This is a genomic window from Proteocatella sphenisci DSM 23131 (assembly GCF_000423525.1).
Lineage (GTDB): Bacteria > Bacillota > Clostridia > Peptostreptococcales > Filifactoraceae > Proteocatella > Proteocatella sphenisci.
Genome location: NZ_AUID01000002.1, coordinates 67,778 through 83,855 on the forward strand (window position 1 = coordinate 67,778; position 16,078 = coordinate 83,855).

A 16,078-nucleotide genomic window follows, 5' to 3' on the forward strand; every position below is an offset into this window, starting at 1 on the left:
ATAAATAGAACTAATAAATACCTGTTAATATCAGGTTATACTTTCTTAATGCTGTAAAACTATAATCAGGAGGATAAAAACTATGGTTACTTTTTTAATCGGTATGGTAATACTTATTTTGGGAGGAATTGTTTACGGGACTTACATTGATAAACTTTTTGGCCCAGATGACAGAAAAACACCTGCAATTACCAAAAATGACGGTGTGGACTTTGTACCCATGTCAAAATGGAAAAATTCACTCATCCAATTACTCAATATAGCTGGAACAGGACCCATACTTGGGCCTATCCAAGGTATACTTTTTGGACCTATAGCTTTTATTACGATCCCGCTGGGATGTGTTCTTGGAGGAGCTGTTCATGACTACATGTCCGGTATGATGTGTCTTCGTGAGAATGGCGATCAGATGCCTTCACTCGTAAAAAAATATATGGGTGGCAAAATATTTCAATTCTATAACGTATTTCTTTCACTGTTGATGCTTCTAGTGGGAGCAGTTTTCATATACACTCCCGGAGACCTTGCAGTTACTCAGATATTGGGTCAAAAAGCTACAATAGATAATCCTACTGTATGGATCGTATATGGTGCAATATTTGTTTATTATCTGTGTGCTACACTTTTTCCTATAGACAAGATTATTGGGAAAATATATCCAGTATTTGGAGCAATTCTGCTTCTTTCAGCCGTGGGAGTTGGAGTTGGCATATTTACAAAAGGTTACGAGCTTACTAATTTAAGTGCCTCAAACTGGATGGGTATACATCCTCAGGGAATCCCTTTTATTCCCATATTCTTTGTTACTGTAGCCTGTGGAATAGTATCAGGCTTTCACTCAACTCAGTCTACGCTTATAGCCAGGTCTGTAACAAGTGAAAAAGAAGGAAAAACTACATTCTTTAATATGATGCTCCTTGAAGGTTTTATAGCCATGATATGGGCCGCAGCAGCCATGGGTATATACAATAAAGGAATAGCTCCCGAGCTCGTAGGCAGCCCTGCCGTAATAGGTCTGGTTTCTAGGGATCTTCTTGGTAATATAGGTGGGTTTATAGCTATAATAGGAGTCATCGTTCTTCCTATAACTTCAGGAGACACAGCGCTAAGAGCACTAAGACTTATGCTTGCAGATTTTTTAAATATAGACCAAAAAACGCCTGCAAAAAGATTTACTCTTTCAGCTATAATATTCGCATTTGTTGCAGGGATACTTGTTTTTGCAAAAACAAGCTCTGAAGGATTTAATATATTGTGGAGATACTTTGCATGGAGTAACCAGACAATTGCAGTGTTTGCCTTTTCTATGATAACTATATACCTTATCAAGAACAGTAAAAATTATTTTGTATCCCTGCTTCCAGGAATGTTTTATATGTTCATAATATCAAGTTATATTTTAAATGCACAGATTGGTTTAAGACTTCCTATGAATGTATCATATATAGGTTCTTTGTTTCTAACTGGAATATATGCTCATATGACTATTGCGCAAGGAAAGAAACTTGCCTCTTCATCTGACAAACTTCCTGATAAAAAAGCTATTTAGTTATAAAATCCATATAAAATAACAAAAAAATCTGCTCCTATTATAATTCAGAAGCAGATTTTTTTCTGTCATTTATATGGATTTTTCGCGCATTACATAGGGTGAGCCCTATTATTTCAACATCCGCAACACTCTTTTTCAGCATTAAAGCAAGTTCATTGAGCGTTGTCCCTGTAGTAAATATATCGTCAAAAATGAGAATTCTCAGCTTTGTCCCGTTTTCTTTAGCATCTGCCCCTGAGTAAAACTTTTCTAATACCTTGTCCATGACGCCTTGGTTAATTTCAAAGGCCCCCTTAATTTCATTTTTTCTCTGTGGATCAGAAAGCTTTGACAAAAATGCAGTATGCTTGTTCCTTATAAATAATTCAACATACTTTTCCTTATCACCAAGCTTTTCAGCGATTATATAAGTCTGATTAAAACCTCTGCTCCTCATTCTTTTTCCAGATATAGGAACTCCGGTCACAAAGTCATATTTCAATGAGTTCTCACTTATAAAGTCATTTGTAATAGCTGCAAAATACCTGGCCAGAAAATTCTTGTGCCCGTATTTGTATCCGTATATCTTGCCATGAATAAAATCATTATACTTAATTATGCTGTATATCTTATCAAAATAATAATGATCCCCATGACAAAAAGTGCACAGACTGCTATGGCCCCCATTTCGGCCACAGTGTGTGCAGATTTCTTCAATAAATTCTATCTTTTCAAAACAAGTCTTACACACGCTATATCTGTTATCTCGGCTTATTGGTATATTGCAAAATATACAGCATGTATTTTGGGGAAACAGGATTTCATGCATATTATATCTCCTGTAGGAAATAATCGTTATATGAGCACAAATTTTTCTATAGCATGGGCTACTCCGTCTTCAATATTGCTCAAAGTGACATAGTCAGCAATTTTTTTAAGAGGCTCACATGCGTTAGCCACTGCAATTCCAAGAGCGGCCTGTTTAAGCATTCCAATGTCGTTTTCTCCATCACCTATGGCAATGACCTCTTCTTTTTTAATACCGCACAGTTTCATTATGAGTTTAAGCCCCTCTGATTTATCCATCTCCGGATTAAGAATCTCAAGTGCATATTCCAGAGAATATCTCAACTGAATATCTTCTCCAAAAATGTCCTCCAGTTCGCTCTTTACTGTTTCTAGAATTTTTCGCTCACCCATTATCACAGATTTTCCTGCAAATCTGCTTTCAAAAAAATCTACCAGGTCTTCTACTTCCATGAGTTCAATTCCTATTATTTCATTGTAAATATCCATGGCCTTACTTGAAGTATAGATTTTTTCAATATAGCATCTTGTCTCGTCTGCTACAAGAAAAATTATTTTTTCTTTATATTTTCTGCATATTTTCTGTGCCTGCTTTATATACTCCGTTTTTAGTTCATTTACACGATAAAACCTATCTCTGTTTTTTTCATAAACGACTGACCCATTTGAAGTTACGCTGTAATCAATAAAATCCAGATATTCAAGATATTTCTCTGATTCATTATGGGTCCTGCCTGTATTCATTATTATCTTCACCCCTTTTTTATGGGCTTTTTCCAGTGTTTCTTTTGTTTTTTTGCTTATCATATGATTATGGTCAAGTGTTGTATTGTCCATATCAAGCGAAACTAATTTGTACATTAAAGGCTCCTTATTTGCATGTATGGAATTTCATAATTTAAAGGTTTTGCTATAAAAGCAGTCCCAGTAGTCCGCCCGCTATGGCTCCAGCCATTATGACTCTTGCATAAATAAGTTTTTCTCTTTTCATGAAAAAAATGAACACAGCAAGTATAGACATAGCTCCAAACAGAACCGAAATACCCATTTTTAACTGATAAATAAATGGTTGTGTCGTGTAATTTACAGGAAGTGATGTAATGTCCATCCATGAAATAAAAATAGCCCACATTGCTATAGAATTAAATACCACCGTGTTTTCGCCATACTTTCCTCCATTAATAAAGAGTAATACTATTGCCAACAATGATATTACAATCATGACCGTAAATATTATTAATAAAATTCCCATTTTCCATCTCCTTGATTTTTATTTATCTATGTATTATATATCATTTAATATTTTTTTTAGTTACAATAAACTTACAGTTCATATATGCTTTTTATTTAAAATATGGTATCATAAACTTTTGAGAAGTAAAAATTATATTAAGCATAGGATTTTAATTATGAAAATAAAAAAGAGAATAATATATATTTCCTTAATACTTTTTTTTCTGTTTTTCACATACTATTTACTTGAGAATAAGTATGAACATGAAATAAGCGTTTCCGCTTCCAACCAAGAAGAAGTTCTACCTAATGTTGAGCTTCTTAAAAATATGGAAAACAGTGAAATACCAGGAATTGAAGAAAAAATAAGAAAAGTACAATCAGAACTTTTAAGTTCAAAAAAATCAGAGTCACAAAAAAACAAACTATCAAAATCTGTATACAAAAAGATTTTCGAATCCGTTGTTTTTATGGGAGACTCTCAGGCTGAGCCATTAAGCCTGTATGGATATACGGATTCATCTTCAGTCATAGCAATCAAAGGCCGAAATGTAATTTCTGCAAAAGAAGATATAGACGCAGTGAAATCACTTAGTCCACAAAAAATCGTCATGCTCTATGGAGTAAACGACATGTTACTGTTTAAAACAACAGATGCTTTCATATCGCATTACAAAGACCTTATAAGCTCCATACAAAAACAACTCCCTGATACACAAATATATGTTAACTCTGTATATCCTGTCATGGATTTTGTTAAAGAAAAAAAGCCTCTCTTTAAGAGGAGTGACGATTTTAATAAAGCTCTGGTGAAAATGTGTGCTGACACAGGGACTGTGTTCCTTGATTCTGCAAGTCTTTTAAAGAGCAACTCCGATTACTATGCCCATGATGGTATCCATTTTAAAACGCAATACTACCCGATTTGGCTTGAATTCATTAAAACACATATTGGCATTTAGGAGAATTTATAATGAATATTAAATTTAAAATTAATAAAAACATATCACAAAAAATTATTTCCTGCATGATTCTTGCAATTTTCTTTATGATGCTAAGCGGATGCAGCAAAGATACTTCCGAAAAAAACAATGTTGATTTTGAACAAATCACCGCAGACATTAGAGGGTCTGTAAACGATGAAACTATGACAATTTCAGCGAATCCTTCCAAATCACTGAAACGTTTTTATGGTCTTAATCTTTCTGATTACGAGAATCTTGTCTTGTATTCTCCATCTTCATCAATGGATGTCAGTGAACTTATGATAATAAAACTTAGCGACGATACTCAGATTGACGCTGTAGAATCATCCATAGAAGCTCGCGTAGCTTCCCAACTCGAGAGCTTTGGCGGCTACGGACCGGAGCAATGCGCCCTGCTTGAAGATTACATTATAAAAATAAAAAACAATTATGTATTCTATGCTGTGGGTAAAAATGCCGAAAATCTTAAAAAAGCATTTATTGATGCAATCTAGCATAGGCATATTTTAAAATTAATGACAGGAAGAGGAAAAAAAGTGATTTTTAGCAGTATATTTTTTCTATTTACATTTTTGCCAGTATCTCTGGCTCTTTACTTTATATCACCAATGAAGATGAAAAATCTGACATTGCTTGCGGTTAGTCTTTTCTTTTATGCCTGGGGCGAACCGGTATATGTACTTTTGATGATTTCATCAATACTTATCAATTTTGCTTACGGAATATTTATCGAAAAACTTAAAATTGAAAATAAGATGGCGCTTAGAAAGGTAGTTTTTCTCACCGCCGTTCTTTTTAATATATTTATAATCGGATTTTTTAAATACTTTGGCTTTATAACCGATAATATAAATTTGATTTTTAATGCAGGGATAGTTAGCAGAGATCTTCCACTTCCCATTGGAATCTCATTTTATACTTTTCAGGTATTGTCTTACATAATAGACGTATATCTTGGAAAAGTGAAATTGCAGAAAAACCCTGTATCCTTTGCACTTTATGTAACCATGTTCCCGCAACTAATAGCAGGTCCCATAGTTCGATACAGCGATATTGATTCACAACTCGAAAACCGGGAAATATCATCACACAAGTTCGGTGAGGGTGCCTTGAGATTTATACAAGGACTTGGCAAAAAAGTTCTGATAGCTAATAATATGGGAGCTCTTTGGAATTTGACTTATGCTTTGGATGTGTCCACTATGTCTGCCTTTTCTGCGTGGCTCGGGATAATTGCCTACACTTTTCAAATCTATTTTGATTTTTCAGGGTATTCAGACATGGCTATAGGACTTGGGAGAATGTTTGGTTTTGAATTCATAGAAAACTTTGACCATCCCTATGTTTCAAAAAGCGTAACTGAATTCTGGAGAAGATGGCATATATCTCTTGGAACATGGTTTAGAGAATATGTATATATTCCGCTTGGCGGAAATAGATGCAGCAAAATAAAACAAATAAGAAATATAATGGCTGTATGGATGCTTACCGGCCTATGGCATGGAGCAAGCTGGAATTTCGTAATCTGGGGAATTTACTATGGATGTCTTCTTCTTATAGAAAAGATGTTTCTTAAAAAATTTCTGGATTCCATGCCTGGGATTTTTTCGCATATTTACTGCATGCTTGCCGTCATAACCGGCTGGGTTTTCTTCGCTATTGAAGACATAGGAGTTGCGAAACATTATCTGCATATAATGTCAGGTTTTTCAAAAAATCCCTTTGTTGATTCGGCCTCTTTATATTACTTTCAATCCTATGCTGTCATACTTGTAATTTCCGCACTGTTTTGTACCCCTTTGTTTAAAAAAATCTTTTCTCCAGAGGAAAACACAGACAATAAATTGCAGTATTCTATAGCAGCTCTGCTTCATGTATTTATATTAATAATGTCTACAGCATACCTTGTAACCGAGACTTATAACCCTTTTCTTTATTTCAGATTTTAATTTAAAATTAATTTTACAATATAATTAAATAGAAAGATACCATCATGAATCCAGATTTTGAAAATAAAAATAAAAATGAAAATATAAACCATAAAAAACAAAAATTCCATAAAATATCGGGGCTGTTTTTTGCACTATTTATACTCATTATCGGAACAGTAAGTTTTGTAACTGAAGATACGCATTTTTCTGAAAATGAAAACAGGGTTCTTGCTCAAACTCCAAGACTTGATTTTGACAATATCTTGAGTGGAAGATTCAGCAAAAAATTTGAAAAATACTCAACTGATCAGATGCCCTGGCGAACTTTATGGGTCGAGATGAAATCAAGGTCAGATCTTATGCTGGGAAAAAGAGAAATCAATGAAGTTTTTAGGGGATCTGAAGGTTTTCTTTTTGAAAAACCTGTAACTCCAGATTCGCTTTCTATAGATGAAAAAACTCTTGCCATAAATGCCTTTGCATCCAGATACAAGACCATAAAGACCTATTTCGTATTGGTACCCAATGCTTCTGATATTCTGATTCAACACCTGCCAGAAAATGCTCCCTTTATAAATCAGAAAGATTATATAGACAGTTTCTACTCCGCTTTAAATAATTCTGTATCTAAAATAAATGCCCATGAAGCTCTGTCTGAAACTTCAGATTCTACCATGTTTTACAGAACTGATCATCACTGGACTACCGACGGAGCTTACAGCGTCTTTAAAAAACTTGCCCAGGCCATGAATCTTGACACATCTGATGAGGACTACAAAAAACTATGTGTATCTCACGATTTTTATGGGACACTGGCCTCGAAAACAGGTTATTATAAGGATTATGGAGATACTATAACTGTATATGTCCCCAACTCACAAGACAATCAATATGTAGTCAATTATGTCGAAGAAAAATCAAAATCTCCATCTTTGTATGATACTTCAAAATTAGATACAAAAAATAAATACGAAATCTTTATGAGAGGCAATCATCCTCTTGTGAAAATAAGAACTACCGCAAAAAACGAAAGATCTCTTCTCATAATAAAAGATTCTTATGCCAACTGCTTTATACCTTTCCTCACTGCTCATTTCAGCAGAATAACTGTAGTTGATCCCAGGTACTACTATGAAGATATATACGAGCTTATAGAAACCGAACAGGTATCTCACATGCTCTATCTTTACAATGCAAATACTTTTTTTGGAGACAAGTTTCTTGAATCCGTTCTCAACAACGAATAATTTAAGTATAGTTTAAATACAAGTTTCAAATATTGTCAGTATTACCCACTTATTGTTGAAAAAATGAGTTACTTTAAAAAAAGTTACTTTATTTTTTCAACAATTTTTTTATACCTAAAAAACAATATTTCTCTATAGTATATATAATGTAAGTTTATTTCTTCTAACATTAAGGTCCACCATCTTAATTCCACTTTGCCACTATCAATATGGGCCCATGTCATTTTACATGAAACTTTTTATATGTTATGCTTTTTAATGAGCGTTTGTCCGGAATACGTATAAAATATTAAAAAGAAATAGACTAGGAGCTGATATTATTGATTAAATTTGAAAATGTAACTAAAGTATATGACGATGGATTTAAAGCATTAAATAACATTAATCTTGAGATTAAAAAAGCGGAATTAATGGTTTTAATTGGTCCATCAGGATCTGGAAAAACAACTACAATGAAGATGATTAACAGATTGATTGAACCCACAGAAGGAAACATCTACATCAATGGCAAATCGATCATGGAGCAAAATCCGGTTAAACTAAGGAGAGATATTGGATATGTGATACAGCAGATAGGCTTGTTTCCACATATGACTATTTCAGAAAATGTTGCCTTAGTCCCCAAACTTAAAAAAGAGGACCCCGCAGTTTATACTGAAAAAGTAAATGAACTTCTTGATATGGTAGGATTGGATCCTGAAATTTACCAAAATAGATATCCTAATGAATTATCAGGAGGTCAACAACAGAGAATAGGCGTAATCAGGGCACTGGCATCAGACCCATCAATAATACTTATGGATGAGCCATTTAGTGCACTTGATCCCATAAGCAGAGAGCAGTTGCAGGACGAACTTGTAAAACTCCAGGAAGATATTAAGAAAACTATTGTCTTTGTAACCCATGACATGGATGAAGCTTTGAAAATAGCTGACAGGATTTGTATAATGAAAGATGGCGAAATCGTTCAAATAGGAACTCCAGATAGAATACTTCGTCATCCTGAAAATGAATTTGTAAAAAGCTTTATTGGCGAAAACAGGCTTGAACAGGCTAAACACAGAATCTTCCCTCCTATAGGTGAACTCATGTCTAAAGCAATAACTGTAAAGCCATCACGAGGACTTGCAGAAGCAGTGAAAATCCTGCAGAAAAACAAAGTAGACAGCCTTATTCTTGTCGACAAGGATAATAATTACATGGGCATTGCCAGCGCATGGGAGATTTACAAAAACTACGATAACGAAGAAATGACAGTTAAAGATATAATGAAAACTGACCATACTACTATTGGAATCAACCAGTATATGACCGAGGCAATAACATTGCTTAACAATGCAAAACTGGGATATCTGCCGGTACTTGATGAAAATAATAAGGTAACAGGTGTTATAACTAATGCCATAGTTGTAGAATTATTCTCTAATGACATTTTAGAATAAACATTTAATTACAGTAGCTTATATACTACGAAAGGACAACTTTATGGGTGAAAATATATTTAATCAATTTATAGATACCATTGTTTCAAGATGGCCTATGGTTTTTGACAGTCTCATATCACATATGTGGCTGACTCTTATATCATTAGGTTTTGCTATTTTAATTGCAGTACCCCTTGGTATACTGCTTACAAGACACAGAAATATTTCTGATTTTATAATAGGGATTGCATCTGTTTTTCAAACAATCCCCAGCCTTGCCTTACTCGGATTTATGATTCCTTTTTTTGGAATAGGAACTAAACCAGCTATAATAGCGCTTACCATCTATGGTCTTCTTCCTATCTTGAGGAATACTTATACAGGTATAATAGGAGTTGATCCAGGCGCAAAAGAAGCTGGCACTGGTATGGGCATGACTTCATTGCAAATATTATTTATGGTAGAAATACCATTGTCACTTAGCATAATAATGGCTGGAATAAGAACTGCAACAGTTCTCATTATAGGGGTTACTACGCTTGCATCCTTGGTTGGAGCTGGAGGCTTAGGTGATCTTATTTTCAGAGGTATTTCTTCAGTTAATTCGGGATTAATTCTAGCCGGAGCCGTACCTGCTGCAATATTAGCAATATTTTTTGACTTTCTCTTAAAGCTATTTGAAAAAAAGGCTACTCCAAAAGGCTTAAGATAATAAAATATGGTAATGAAAAAAACAGTTTTTGAAAGGAATTCTATTTATGAACATGAAAAAAAACCTCAGAAAAATCTCAACAGGCTTGCTTGCTTTTGTATTGTTATTCACAATGGCTGCATGCACAGATTCATCCCAAGATACTATTGTAGTAGGCGGAAAAGATTTTACAGAGCAAGATATTCTTGTGCATCTTGTCTCTGAAGTGATTGAAGATAAAACAGACATTAATGTTGAAAGAAAACCTTACCTTGGAGGATCAAGTGTTGTAGCCTCTTCAATGCAAACCGGTGATGTTGACATTATGGTTGAATATACAGGAACAGGTCTTATGAGTGTGCTTAATATGGATGCAATCAATAACCCTGCAGAAGTATTGGAAACAGTCAGAAAAGGATATGAAGATAATTTTGATATCAAATGGCTTGAACCACTTGGTTTTAATAATACTTTCGCTTTAACTATGAGAAAAGACATGGCTGAGGAAATGGGTATTAAAAATTTATCTGATCTTTCACAGTATGCACCCGAATTCACGTTTGCATCAACACAGGAATTTTTAGAAAGATCCGATGGTTATGATTCCATAAAGCCTTTTTATAATATTGAATTTAAAGAAGTTAAGGGCATGGATCCCGGCTTATGTTACACAGCCCTTAAAGAGAATCAAGTAGATGTAAGCATATCTTTTGCAACAGATGGAAGAATTCCAGCTTTTGATTTTGTAATTCTTGAAGACGACAAGCAGTTCTTTCCACCATACGATGCTTCTATTATTGTAAGAAATGACGCTTTGACTTCTCACCCAGAACTTGAAGATGCATTGAAATTATTAGAAGGTAAAATATCTGACTATGAAATGGCCTCAATGAACTCAAGAGTAGACATAGACCGTGAGGACGCAAAGATTGTAGCAAGAGAATGGCTTATTGAAAACGGAATAATCAACGCAGATTAAGAGAATGAATTAAGAGCCCTGTAACTTTTCTGATTACAGGGCTCTTTTTAGTATTTAAAATAAAGAAAGGGTGATTTTCTCTAAAATATTCTTTTATTCCTCCAACTGCATGTCAAAGTTTACATAATTGCCTTCTACATTCTTTATTTTTACAAGCATTCCGTATTTTTTCCCATCTTTATCTGTCAGGCCTCTTAATGCTATTACTTTTCCTTCTATAAGGCATTTTGCCATGGGTTTTGTAACAGTAGTTCCTCTGGATATAAAAAACCGGTCTTCTTTCCAAAGTGAAAACCTGCACTCTGGATCTTCTCTATAACCTTCACAGTAATAAGATTTCGAATTTTCATATATATTCCTGCCACATTTGGGGCATTTACCAATTATTTCTTTTTGATTTTCTCCTGAAAATTTTGTTTTAACACCTGATTTTTTCATTCTTGTAAGGCTGGTTTTTTGTCCTATAATTTCTCTGAAATACTGAGCAGTCCTGGTTAAAGCTTCTGAAACAAGTATTTCTTTTCTATATATGTCCTTAAGTATTATCGAAGTCTCTACAGTTTTTTCTTTAGACATATCTATGTGGAGTTGTTCTAAGGCCTGTACAAGGTATGTTCCTTTTTCTGTTACGTCAAGCACCGTCTTTTTTTCAGTTATATAGCCATATTTGACAGCGTTTGAAATTATATTGTCCCTTGTAGCTACGGTTCCAATCTCAATCCCCCTTAGCATCTGAGCATAGTCTTTGTCATCTTCTTCCGAGCTTTCTTCTGATTCATCACTGATATCCTCTGTTTCTGAAGGTGAATTTTTAAGCTCTTTTATCTCTTCTTTGAATGGGTTCTTGAGATAATTGTTCATATCTACCATAGTCAGGAGTTTAGGAGGGCTGGTCTCTTTTTGACCAGCTTTGAATTCAGTGTCTACAATCTCATTTATAGCAAACTGCGGGAGGAGTTTTTCTTTGGAATCCGGTTTTTCATATTTATAAAAACCTTCTTTTTTTATAGAATTCCCTTTAAGTTCCACAATGTAATCCCGTCCATCTGCAAGGGTACTTATAGTTATGCGTGTTTCTTCCACAAGAGTTTTCTCCGACGTAAAGTTTGCAAGAAATCTGTTTAATATAGTCTGATAGACCTCACGCTCATTTTTTCCAAGAGAATCTATATTTGCATTTTTTATGGTCGGAAGCAAGGCACTGTGGCTTTCTACTTTACTGTCATCAAAAAGAGCCTTTGTATTTTTAAATTTTATCTCGTATCCCTTTGCAGTATACTTTTCAACAAGATTTTTGACATCTTGTGCTTCACTCGAATGGAGGTATTCCGTGTTGGTTCTTGGATAGGTTATAAGTCCTTTTTCATAAAGCCCCTGGGCAGCTTTGAGAGTATCTTCCAGTGTCAATTTGAAACTCTTTACCATTTGGTTTTGAAGTGTGGTAAGTGAAAATAATTTTTTAGGTTTTTTCTCTACAGCCTTTACCTGCTTATCTGTAACCACAGAATCAGATGAATTGAGTGCATCTATAGTCTTACTTATGAGCTCTGTATCATTCATGTCACTAAATCTGCTGTTTTTTACAGTGGCTTTAAATTCTTCGGAGTCTTTTTTTATTGTACAGTCTATCTCTGTGTACTTTTCTGGTATGAAATTTTCTATTTCCTGTCTTCTGTCATATACCCTTTTCACTATGGGGGTAAGAACCCTTCCAACTGGCAGAAAATCCCCTGCCTTAAGAGTTATATATCTGGTAAGATTTATTCCATAGAGCCAGTCCAGATAAGTCCTGGCCAACCCCTCTTTATAGAGGCTGTCCGTTTCAGATATATCTTTTATCCTCATTATAGAAGCCTTTATCTCTTCAAGATTTATGGATTTTAGCCACAACCTTCCTACAGGCTTTTTAATTTTATTGCTACTAAAGACCCTGTATATTATGTTGTTGATTATTACTTCGCCTTCTCTGTCAGCGTCACCGCAGTTTATTATCATCTCTACGTCGGGTCTTATAATGAGATTCTCCAGTAATTCATATTGCTTTCTTACCCCATCATCATCTCTTATTTTGAATTTAAATTTTTCCGGTATAAAGGGGAGCTCATACAGGACCCACCTGGTCTTTTCACGATCAAAATAATCATCCACATCTTGAAGTACGAGAAGATGCCCGAATGCAAAGCTAACTATGTACTCACTATTTTCATAGTAGCCGTTGCGTTTTTCCATCTTGCCAAGAGCCTTTACTATTTCCATAGCAAGGCTCGGTTTTTCTGCTATTATCATTTTTTTCATGTTCTTCAACGATGCCTCCAGTTATCTGCTTTATTTTTTGATAAGGCTGATTCTGTTTTCTACCTCATGTAATCCTAAATTATTTGCCTGTGCACATTTTCTTATACTTTCATATTCAAAATAAGTTTTTTTAACATCCTTATAGCTGCAGTGTTTAAGAACAACGTCGCCAAGTTCTGTGGATATTGTTTCAAAACTTCTTTGCATTTTTACTCTGTCAAGTTCTTGCTTTCTTATTCCTATAGCAGTGGTATGCTCGAAAACAGCTTTAATTATATCAGTTTCCAGGGATTTTTCACATATGACACTAAGGGTGTATGCCGGGCGATTTTTTTTCATAAATACAGGTGTGTAATATACGTCAAGCGCACCTTTTTCAAAAAGTCTGTCCATTGCATATCCCAGATGTTCACCACTCGTATCATCTATATTTGTCTCTATAAGCAAAACAGTATCAGTATTTTCATTCTGCAAAGAAGTATTTTCTTCTATCATGTAAACTCGCAGTATGTTCGCATGAGCAAAGTCCTTAGTACCTGCTCCCATTCCAACCGCCTTAATGGTTCCTTGTGGCATAGATGAAAACTTCGTATTTATACTGGCTACAAAAGCTGCTCCAGTTGGAGTTATAAGCTCACTTTGAGTCTGAGTTATCTTAAGCGGTATGCCATACTTTACAGCCATTTCAAGTGTCGCTGGAGCTGGCACTGGAACTTTTCCATGCTGACAATACACGTGTCCTTGTCCTTCATAAAGAGTTGAAAACACGTGAGCATCTGCATTTAAATCATCTATACAAACTGCTATTCCTACTATATCTATAATTGAATCTATCGCGCCTACCTCATGGAAATGAACTTCATGCTTTGGAAGGTTGTGCACTTTAGCTTCTGCTTCTGCTATTATATCAAACATATCCAGAGCCAGTTTTTTTGCTCTGTCACTTATTTTTGCATTACTTATTATTTTTGTTATCTCGCTCAGACCCCTGTGATGATGCTCAATCGCGTCACCGTGGTCGTGGTCATGATCGTGATGGCCATGGTCGTGATCGTGATGGCCATGGTCGTGGGGTTGATCAGTTTTAAGTATTACATCAAATTTCGTCGCAGTTATTCCACATTTTTGAGTGCTTTTTATATCAATTTCAAACCCGTCTATATAAAGACTTTGGATGGCTTGAGTCAGTTTTTCTTTGCTCGCTCCAAGATCTAGCAGCGCTCCTATTGTCATATCTCCGCTTATACCTGAAAAACATTCAAAATAAAGTGTTTTCATAAACTTTACCCTCCTCTTATTTTTTCTCAATTGCATTTACTACCAGTCTGTTTATCTGGGCCGCAAGGTAACCTGCGCCAAATCCATTATCTATATTTACAACGCCTATCCCTTCTGCACATGAGTTTAGCATGGTAAGCAGAGCTGAGAGCCCGCCAAAATTCGCTCCATATCCTATGCTTGTTGGAACAGCAATAACCGGCTTGTCCACAAGGCCTGCAAGGACCCCCGGAAGTGCTCCTTCCATTCCCGCTACTGCTATTATAGCGTTCATATCCCTAAGTTCAGGTAATACTTTAAGCAGCCTGTGAAGCCCTGCAACTCCTACATCATATATCCTTACTACATCTGCTCCAAACATCTCTGCTGTTATGGCCGCTTCTTCAGCAACTGGAATATCAGAGGTTCCCCCTGTGCATACAGCTATCTTGCCTCTTGGTACAAGTTTTTCATCTTTTACAAATATTACTCCCGAACGTTCTTCAAACTTAGCCTGAGGGAAAATTTTCTTTACCTCATTATATTGAGCCTGATCCGCTCTTGTAGCAAGAAATGAATTTTCCCTTTCATAAAGTCTTTTTGCTATTTCTGCAACCTGGATTGGCGTTTTTCCCTGTGCAAAAATTACCTCTGCAAATCCCGATCTTAATTTTCTATGATGATCCACCCTTGCGTATCCAAGGTCTTCATATGGAAGGTCTTTCAAATGATCAATGACCTGTTCTAACTCCATGTCTCCGTTTTTATATGCTTCAAGTATATCTTTCAAATCTACCTCCGATAATTTTATTTCAGCCCTACGTCCATGCTTCCGCTTCTAAAGCCTTCTATATCAAGCGTTATATATGTGAATCCGATTTTCTTGAATTCTTTTGCTATGTTCTTACGATTTATAATCACTTTTTCAAAATCTTCTTCTCTTACTTCAATCCTTGCTATATCAGAGTGTACCCTGAGTCTGCATACTTTAAGTCCACATTCTTTCAGATAGTCTTCGGCTAATTCTACTTTTTGAAGATCTGCTCTTGTTATATCTGTATTATAAGGAAATCTAGTTGCCATACATGGCGCCGACGGTTTGTTGTGTACTCTTATTCCAAGCTCCTTTGCATACTCTCTTACTTCATCTTTTGTTATTCCAAGCTCTGCAAGTGGACTCACTATTCCAAGCTCTTCAAGAGCTTTTATACCCGGCCTGTACTCTTTGTGGTCATCTGCGTTAGTTCCATCTATTATAACTTTATAAGCATTGTTTTTTGCAAATTCAGTCAATTCCGTGAACAACATTTTCTTACATAGATAGCACCTGTTTACCGGATTTTTGAGAATATCAGGGTTTGAAAATTCGTCAATTTCAATTACTGTTATATCTACGCCCATCTCTGCTGCAAGTTTTCTTGCTTCAGGCTCGTCCCCAGCAGGATGAAGATTGGTCCTAAACATTACCGCATGTACTTTTTTTCCTGTATCCGCTGCGATTTTTAGTATCAGAGAGCTGTCAACTCCCCCGGAAAATGCTATACATACCCCGTCATCTGCCAGGGTATTAATAAAATCCTGTAAAGCTTTCAATTTTTTCATATCTATATACCTCTTTATTATATCATAAATTGTAAACAAAAAATTACCACAAAAACATAATGCATCCGCTTTAGCGTGCACTTACCTTCATGGTA

The 16,078-nt window shown here is 35.3% G+C and carries 15 protein-coding genes; 8 read left to right on the plus strand and 7 right to left on the minus strand.

Going from position 1 to position 16,078, the window contains the following annotated elements; translation table 11 throughout:
• The first annotated feature begins 82 nt into the window (after window positions 1-82).
• Window positions 83-1,549, plus strand: coding sequence for a carbon starvation CstA family protein (locus G558_RS0101305; protein WP_028828544.1), 1,467 nt, complete (start codon window positions 83-85; stop codon window positions 1,547-1,549).
• 40 nt (window positions 1,550-1,589) lie between these two features.
• Here G558_RS0101305 and G558_RS0101310 read toward each other — a convergent pair whose 3' ends face one another.
• The 3 genes from G558_RS0101310 to G558_RS14095 are packed head-to-tail and all read right to left on the minus strand — an operon-like array spanning window position 1,590 to window position 3,590.
• Window positions 1,590-2,360, minus strand: a complete 771-nt coding sequence (locus G558_RS0101310) for a ComF family protein (protein ID WP_028828545.1) — start codon at window positions 2,358-2,360, stop codon at window positions 1,590-1,592.
• Between the two features lie 26 nt (window positions 2,361-2,386).
• The gene (locus G558_RS0101315; RefSeq protein ID WP_028828546.1) at window positions 2,387-3,199 is read right to left on the minus strand and encodes a Cof-type HAD-IIB family hydrolase; all 813 of its coding nucleotides are present in this window, start codon (window positions 3,197-3,199) and stop codon (window positions 2,387-2,389) included.
• A 49-nt stretch (window positions 3,200-3,248) separates the two neighbouring features.
• Window positions 3,249-3,590 carry a hypothetical protein gene (locus tag G558_RS14095; protein WP_028828547.1) on the minus strand — a complete coding sequence of 114 codons (342 nt, stop codon included), beginning with the start codon at window positions 3,588-3,590 and terminating at the stop codon, window positions 3,249-3,251.
• A 157-nt stretch (window positions 3,591-3,747) separates the two neighbouring features.
• Between G558_RS14095 and G558_RS0101325 the strand changes: the two genes are divergently transcribed.
• The 7 genes from G558_RS0101325 (at window position 3,748) to G558_RS0101355 (ending at window position 10,829) form a co-directional block, all read left to right on the plus strand.
• Entirely contained in the window at window positions 3,748-4,533 is a 786-nt protein-coding gene (locus G558_RS0101325) for a GDSL-type esterase/lipase family protein (RefSeq protein WP_028828548.1), read from the plus strand.
• A gap of 11 nt (window positions 4,534-4,544) precedes the next feature.
• Window positions 4,545-5,051, plus strand: coding sequence for a DUF4358 domain-containing protein (locus G558_RS0101330; RefSeq protein WP_051188387.1), 507 nt, complete (start codon window positions 4,545-4,547; stop codon window positions 5,049-5,051).
• 42 nt (window positions 5,052-5,093) lie between these two features.
• Window positions 5,094-6,506, plus strand: coding sequence for an MBOAT family O-acyltransferase (locus G558_RS0101335; RefSeq protein ID WP_028828550.1), 1,413 nt, complete (start codon window positions 5,094-5,096; stop codon window positions 6,504-6,506).
• A 44-nt stretch (window positions 6,507-6,550) separates the two neighbouring features.
• Window positions 6,551-7,735, plus strand: a complete 1,185-nt coding sequence (locus G558_RS0101340; RefSeq protein ID WP_051188388.1) for a DHHW family protein — start codon at window positions 6,551-6,553, stop codon at window positions 7,733-7,735.
• Window positions 7,736-8,055: 320 nt separating this feature from the next.
• Entirely contained in the window at window positions 8,056-9,177 is a 1,122-nt protein-coding gene (locus G558_RS0101345) for an ABC transporter ATP-binding protein (RefSeq protein ID WP_028828552.1), read from the plus strand.
• Window positions 9,178-9,220: 43 nt separating this feature from the next.
• Window positions 9,221-9,871 (plus strand): ABC transporter permease, encoded by a 651-nt coding sequence (locus G558_RS0101350; RefSeq protein ID WP_028828553.1) that lies wholly within the window; start codon window positions 9,221-9,223, stop codon window positions 9,869-9,871.
• A 46-nt stretch (window positions 9,872-9,917) separates the two neighbouring features.
• Complete coding sequence (locus G558_RS0101355; RefSeq protein ID WP_242825192.1) at window positions 9,918-10,829, plus strand: glycine betaine ABC transporter substrate-binding protein; 912 nt, start codon at window positions 9,918-9,920, stop codon at window positions 10,827-10,829.
• A 93-nt stretch (window positions 10,830-10,922) separates the two neighbouring features.
• Here the strand turns inward: G558_RS0101355 and G558_RS0101360 are convergent, their stop codons facing one another.
• Genes G558_RS0101360 through larE form a run of 4 tightly spaced genes read right to left on the minus strand, consistent with a single transcriptional unit; the run spans window position 10,923 to window position 15,983 of the window.
• On the minus strand, window positions 10,923-13,124 hold the full coding sequence (locus tag G558_RS0101360) for a DNA topoisomerase (protein WP_028828555.1): 2,202 nt from the start codon (window positions 13,122-13,124) through the stop codon (window positions 10,923-10,925).
• Between the two features lie 30 nt (window positions 13,125-13,154).
• Window positions 13,155-14,402, minus strand: a complete 1,248-nt coding sequence (gene larC, locus G558_RS0101365) for a nickel pincer cofactor biosynthesis protein LarC (RefSeq protein WP_028828556.1) — start codon at window positions 14,400-14,402, stop codon at window positions 13,155-13,157.
• Window positions 14,403-14,418: 16 nt separating this feature from the next.
• Window positions 14,419-15,135, minus strand: a complete 717-nt coding sequence (gene larB, locus G558_RS0101370) for a nickel pincer cofactor biosynthesis protein LarB (protein WP_051188394.1) — start codon at window positions 15,133-15,135, stop codon at window positions 14,419-14,421.
• A gap of 53 nt (window positions 15,136-15,188) precedes the next feature.
• Window positions 15,189-15,983 (minus strand): ATP-dependent sacrificial sulfur transferase LarE, encoded by a 795-nt coding sequence (larE, locus tag G558_RS0101375; RefSeq protein WP_051188390.1) that lies wholly within the window; start codon window positions 15,981-15,983, stop codon window positions 15,189-15,191.
• Window positions 15,984-16,078: the final 95 nt, after the last annotated feature.

What these genes read in the sequence shown, in the direction of transcription:
- G558_RS0101305 (WP_028828544.1), top strand. Translation starts at nt 83, where the DNA reads ATGGTTACTTTTTTAATCGGTATGGTAATACTTATTTTGGGAGGAATT.
- G558_RS0101310 (WP_028828545.1), bottom strand. Translation starts at nt 2,360, where the DNA reads ATGCATGAAATCCTGTTTCCCCAAAATACATGCTGTATATTTTGCAAT.
- G558_RS0101315 (WP_028828546.1), bottom strand. Translation starts at nt 3,199, where the DNA reads ATGTACAAATTAGTTTCGCTTGATATGGACAATACAACACTTGACCAT.
- G558_RS14095 (WP_028828547.1), bottom strand. Translation starts at nt 3,590, where the DNA reads ATGGGAATTTTATTAATAATATTTACGGTCATGATTGTAATATCATTG.
- G558_RS0101325 (WP_028828548.1), top strand. Translation starts at nt 3,748, where the DNA reads ATGAAAATAAAAAAGAGAATAATATATATTTCCTTAATACTTTTTTTT.
- G558_RS0101330 (WP_051188387.1), top strand. Translation starts at nt 4,545, where the DNA reads ATGAATATTAAATTTAAAATTAATAAAAACATATCACAAAAAATTATT.
- G558_RS0101340 (WP_051188388.1), top strand. Translation starts at nt 6,551, where the DNA reads ATGAATCCAGATTTTGAAAATAAAAATAAAAATGAAAATATAAACCAT.
- G558_RS0101350 (WP_028828553.1), top strand. Translation starts at nt 9,221, where the DNA reads ATGGGTGAAAATATATTTAATCAATTTATAGATACCATTGTTTCAAGA.
- G558_RS0101355 (WP_242825192.1), top strand. Translation starts at nt 9,918, where the DNA reads ATGAACATGAAAAAAAACCTCAGAAAAATCTCAACAGGCTTGCTTGCT.
- G558_RS0101360 (WP_028828555.1), bottom strand. Translation starts at nt 13,124, where the DNA reads ATGAAAAAAATGATAATAGCAGAAAAACCGAGCCTTGCTATGGAAATA.
- larC (WP_028828556.1), bottom strand. Translation starts at nt 14,402, where the DNA reads ATGAAAACACTTTATTTTGAATGTTTTTCAGGTATAAGCGGAGATATG.
- larB (WP_051188394.1), bottom strand. Translation starts at nt 15,135, where the DNA reads ATGGAGTTAGAACAGGTCATTGATCATTTGAAAGACCTTCCATATGAA.
- larE (WP_051188390.1), bottom strand. Translation starts at nt 15,983, where the DNA reads ATGAAAAAATTGAAAGCTTTACAGGATTTTATTAATACCCTGGCAGAT.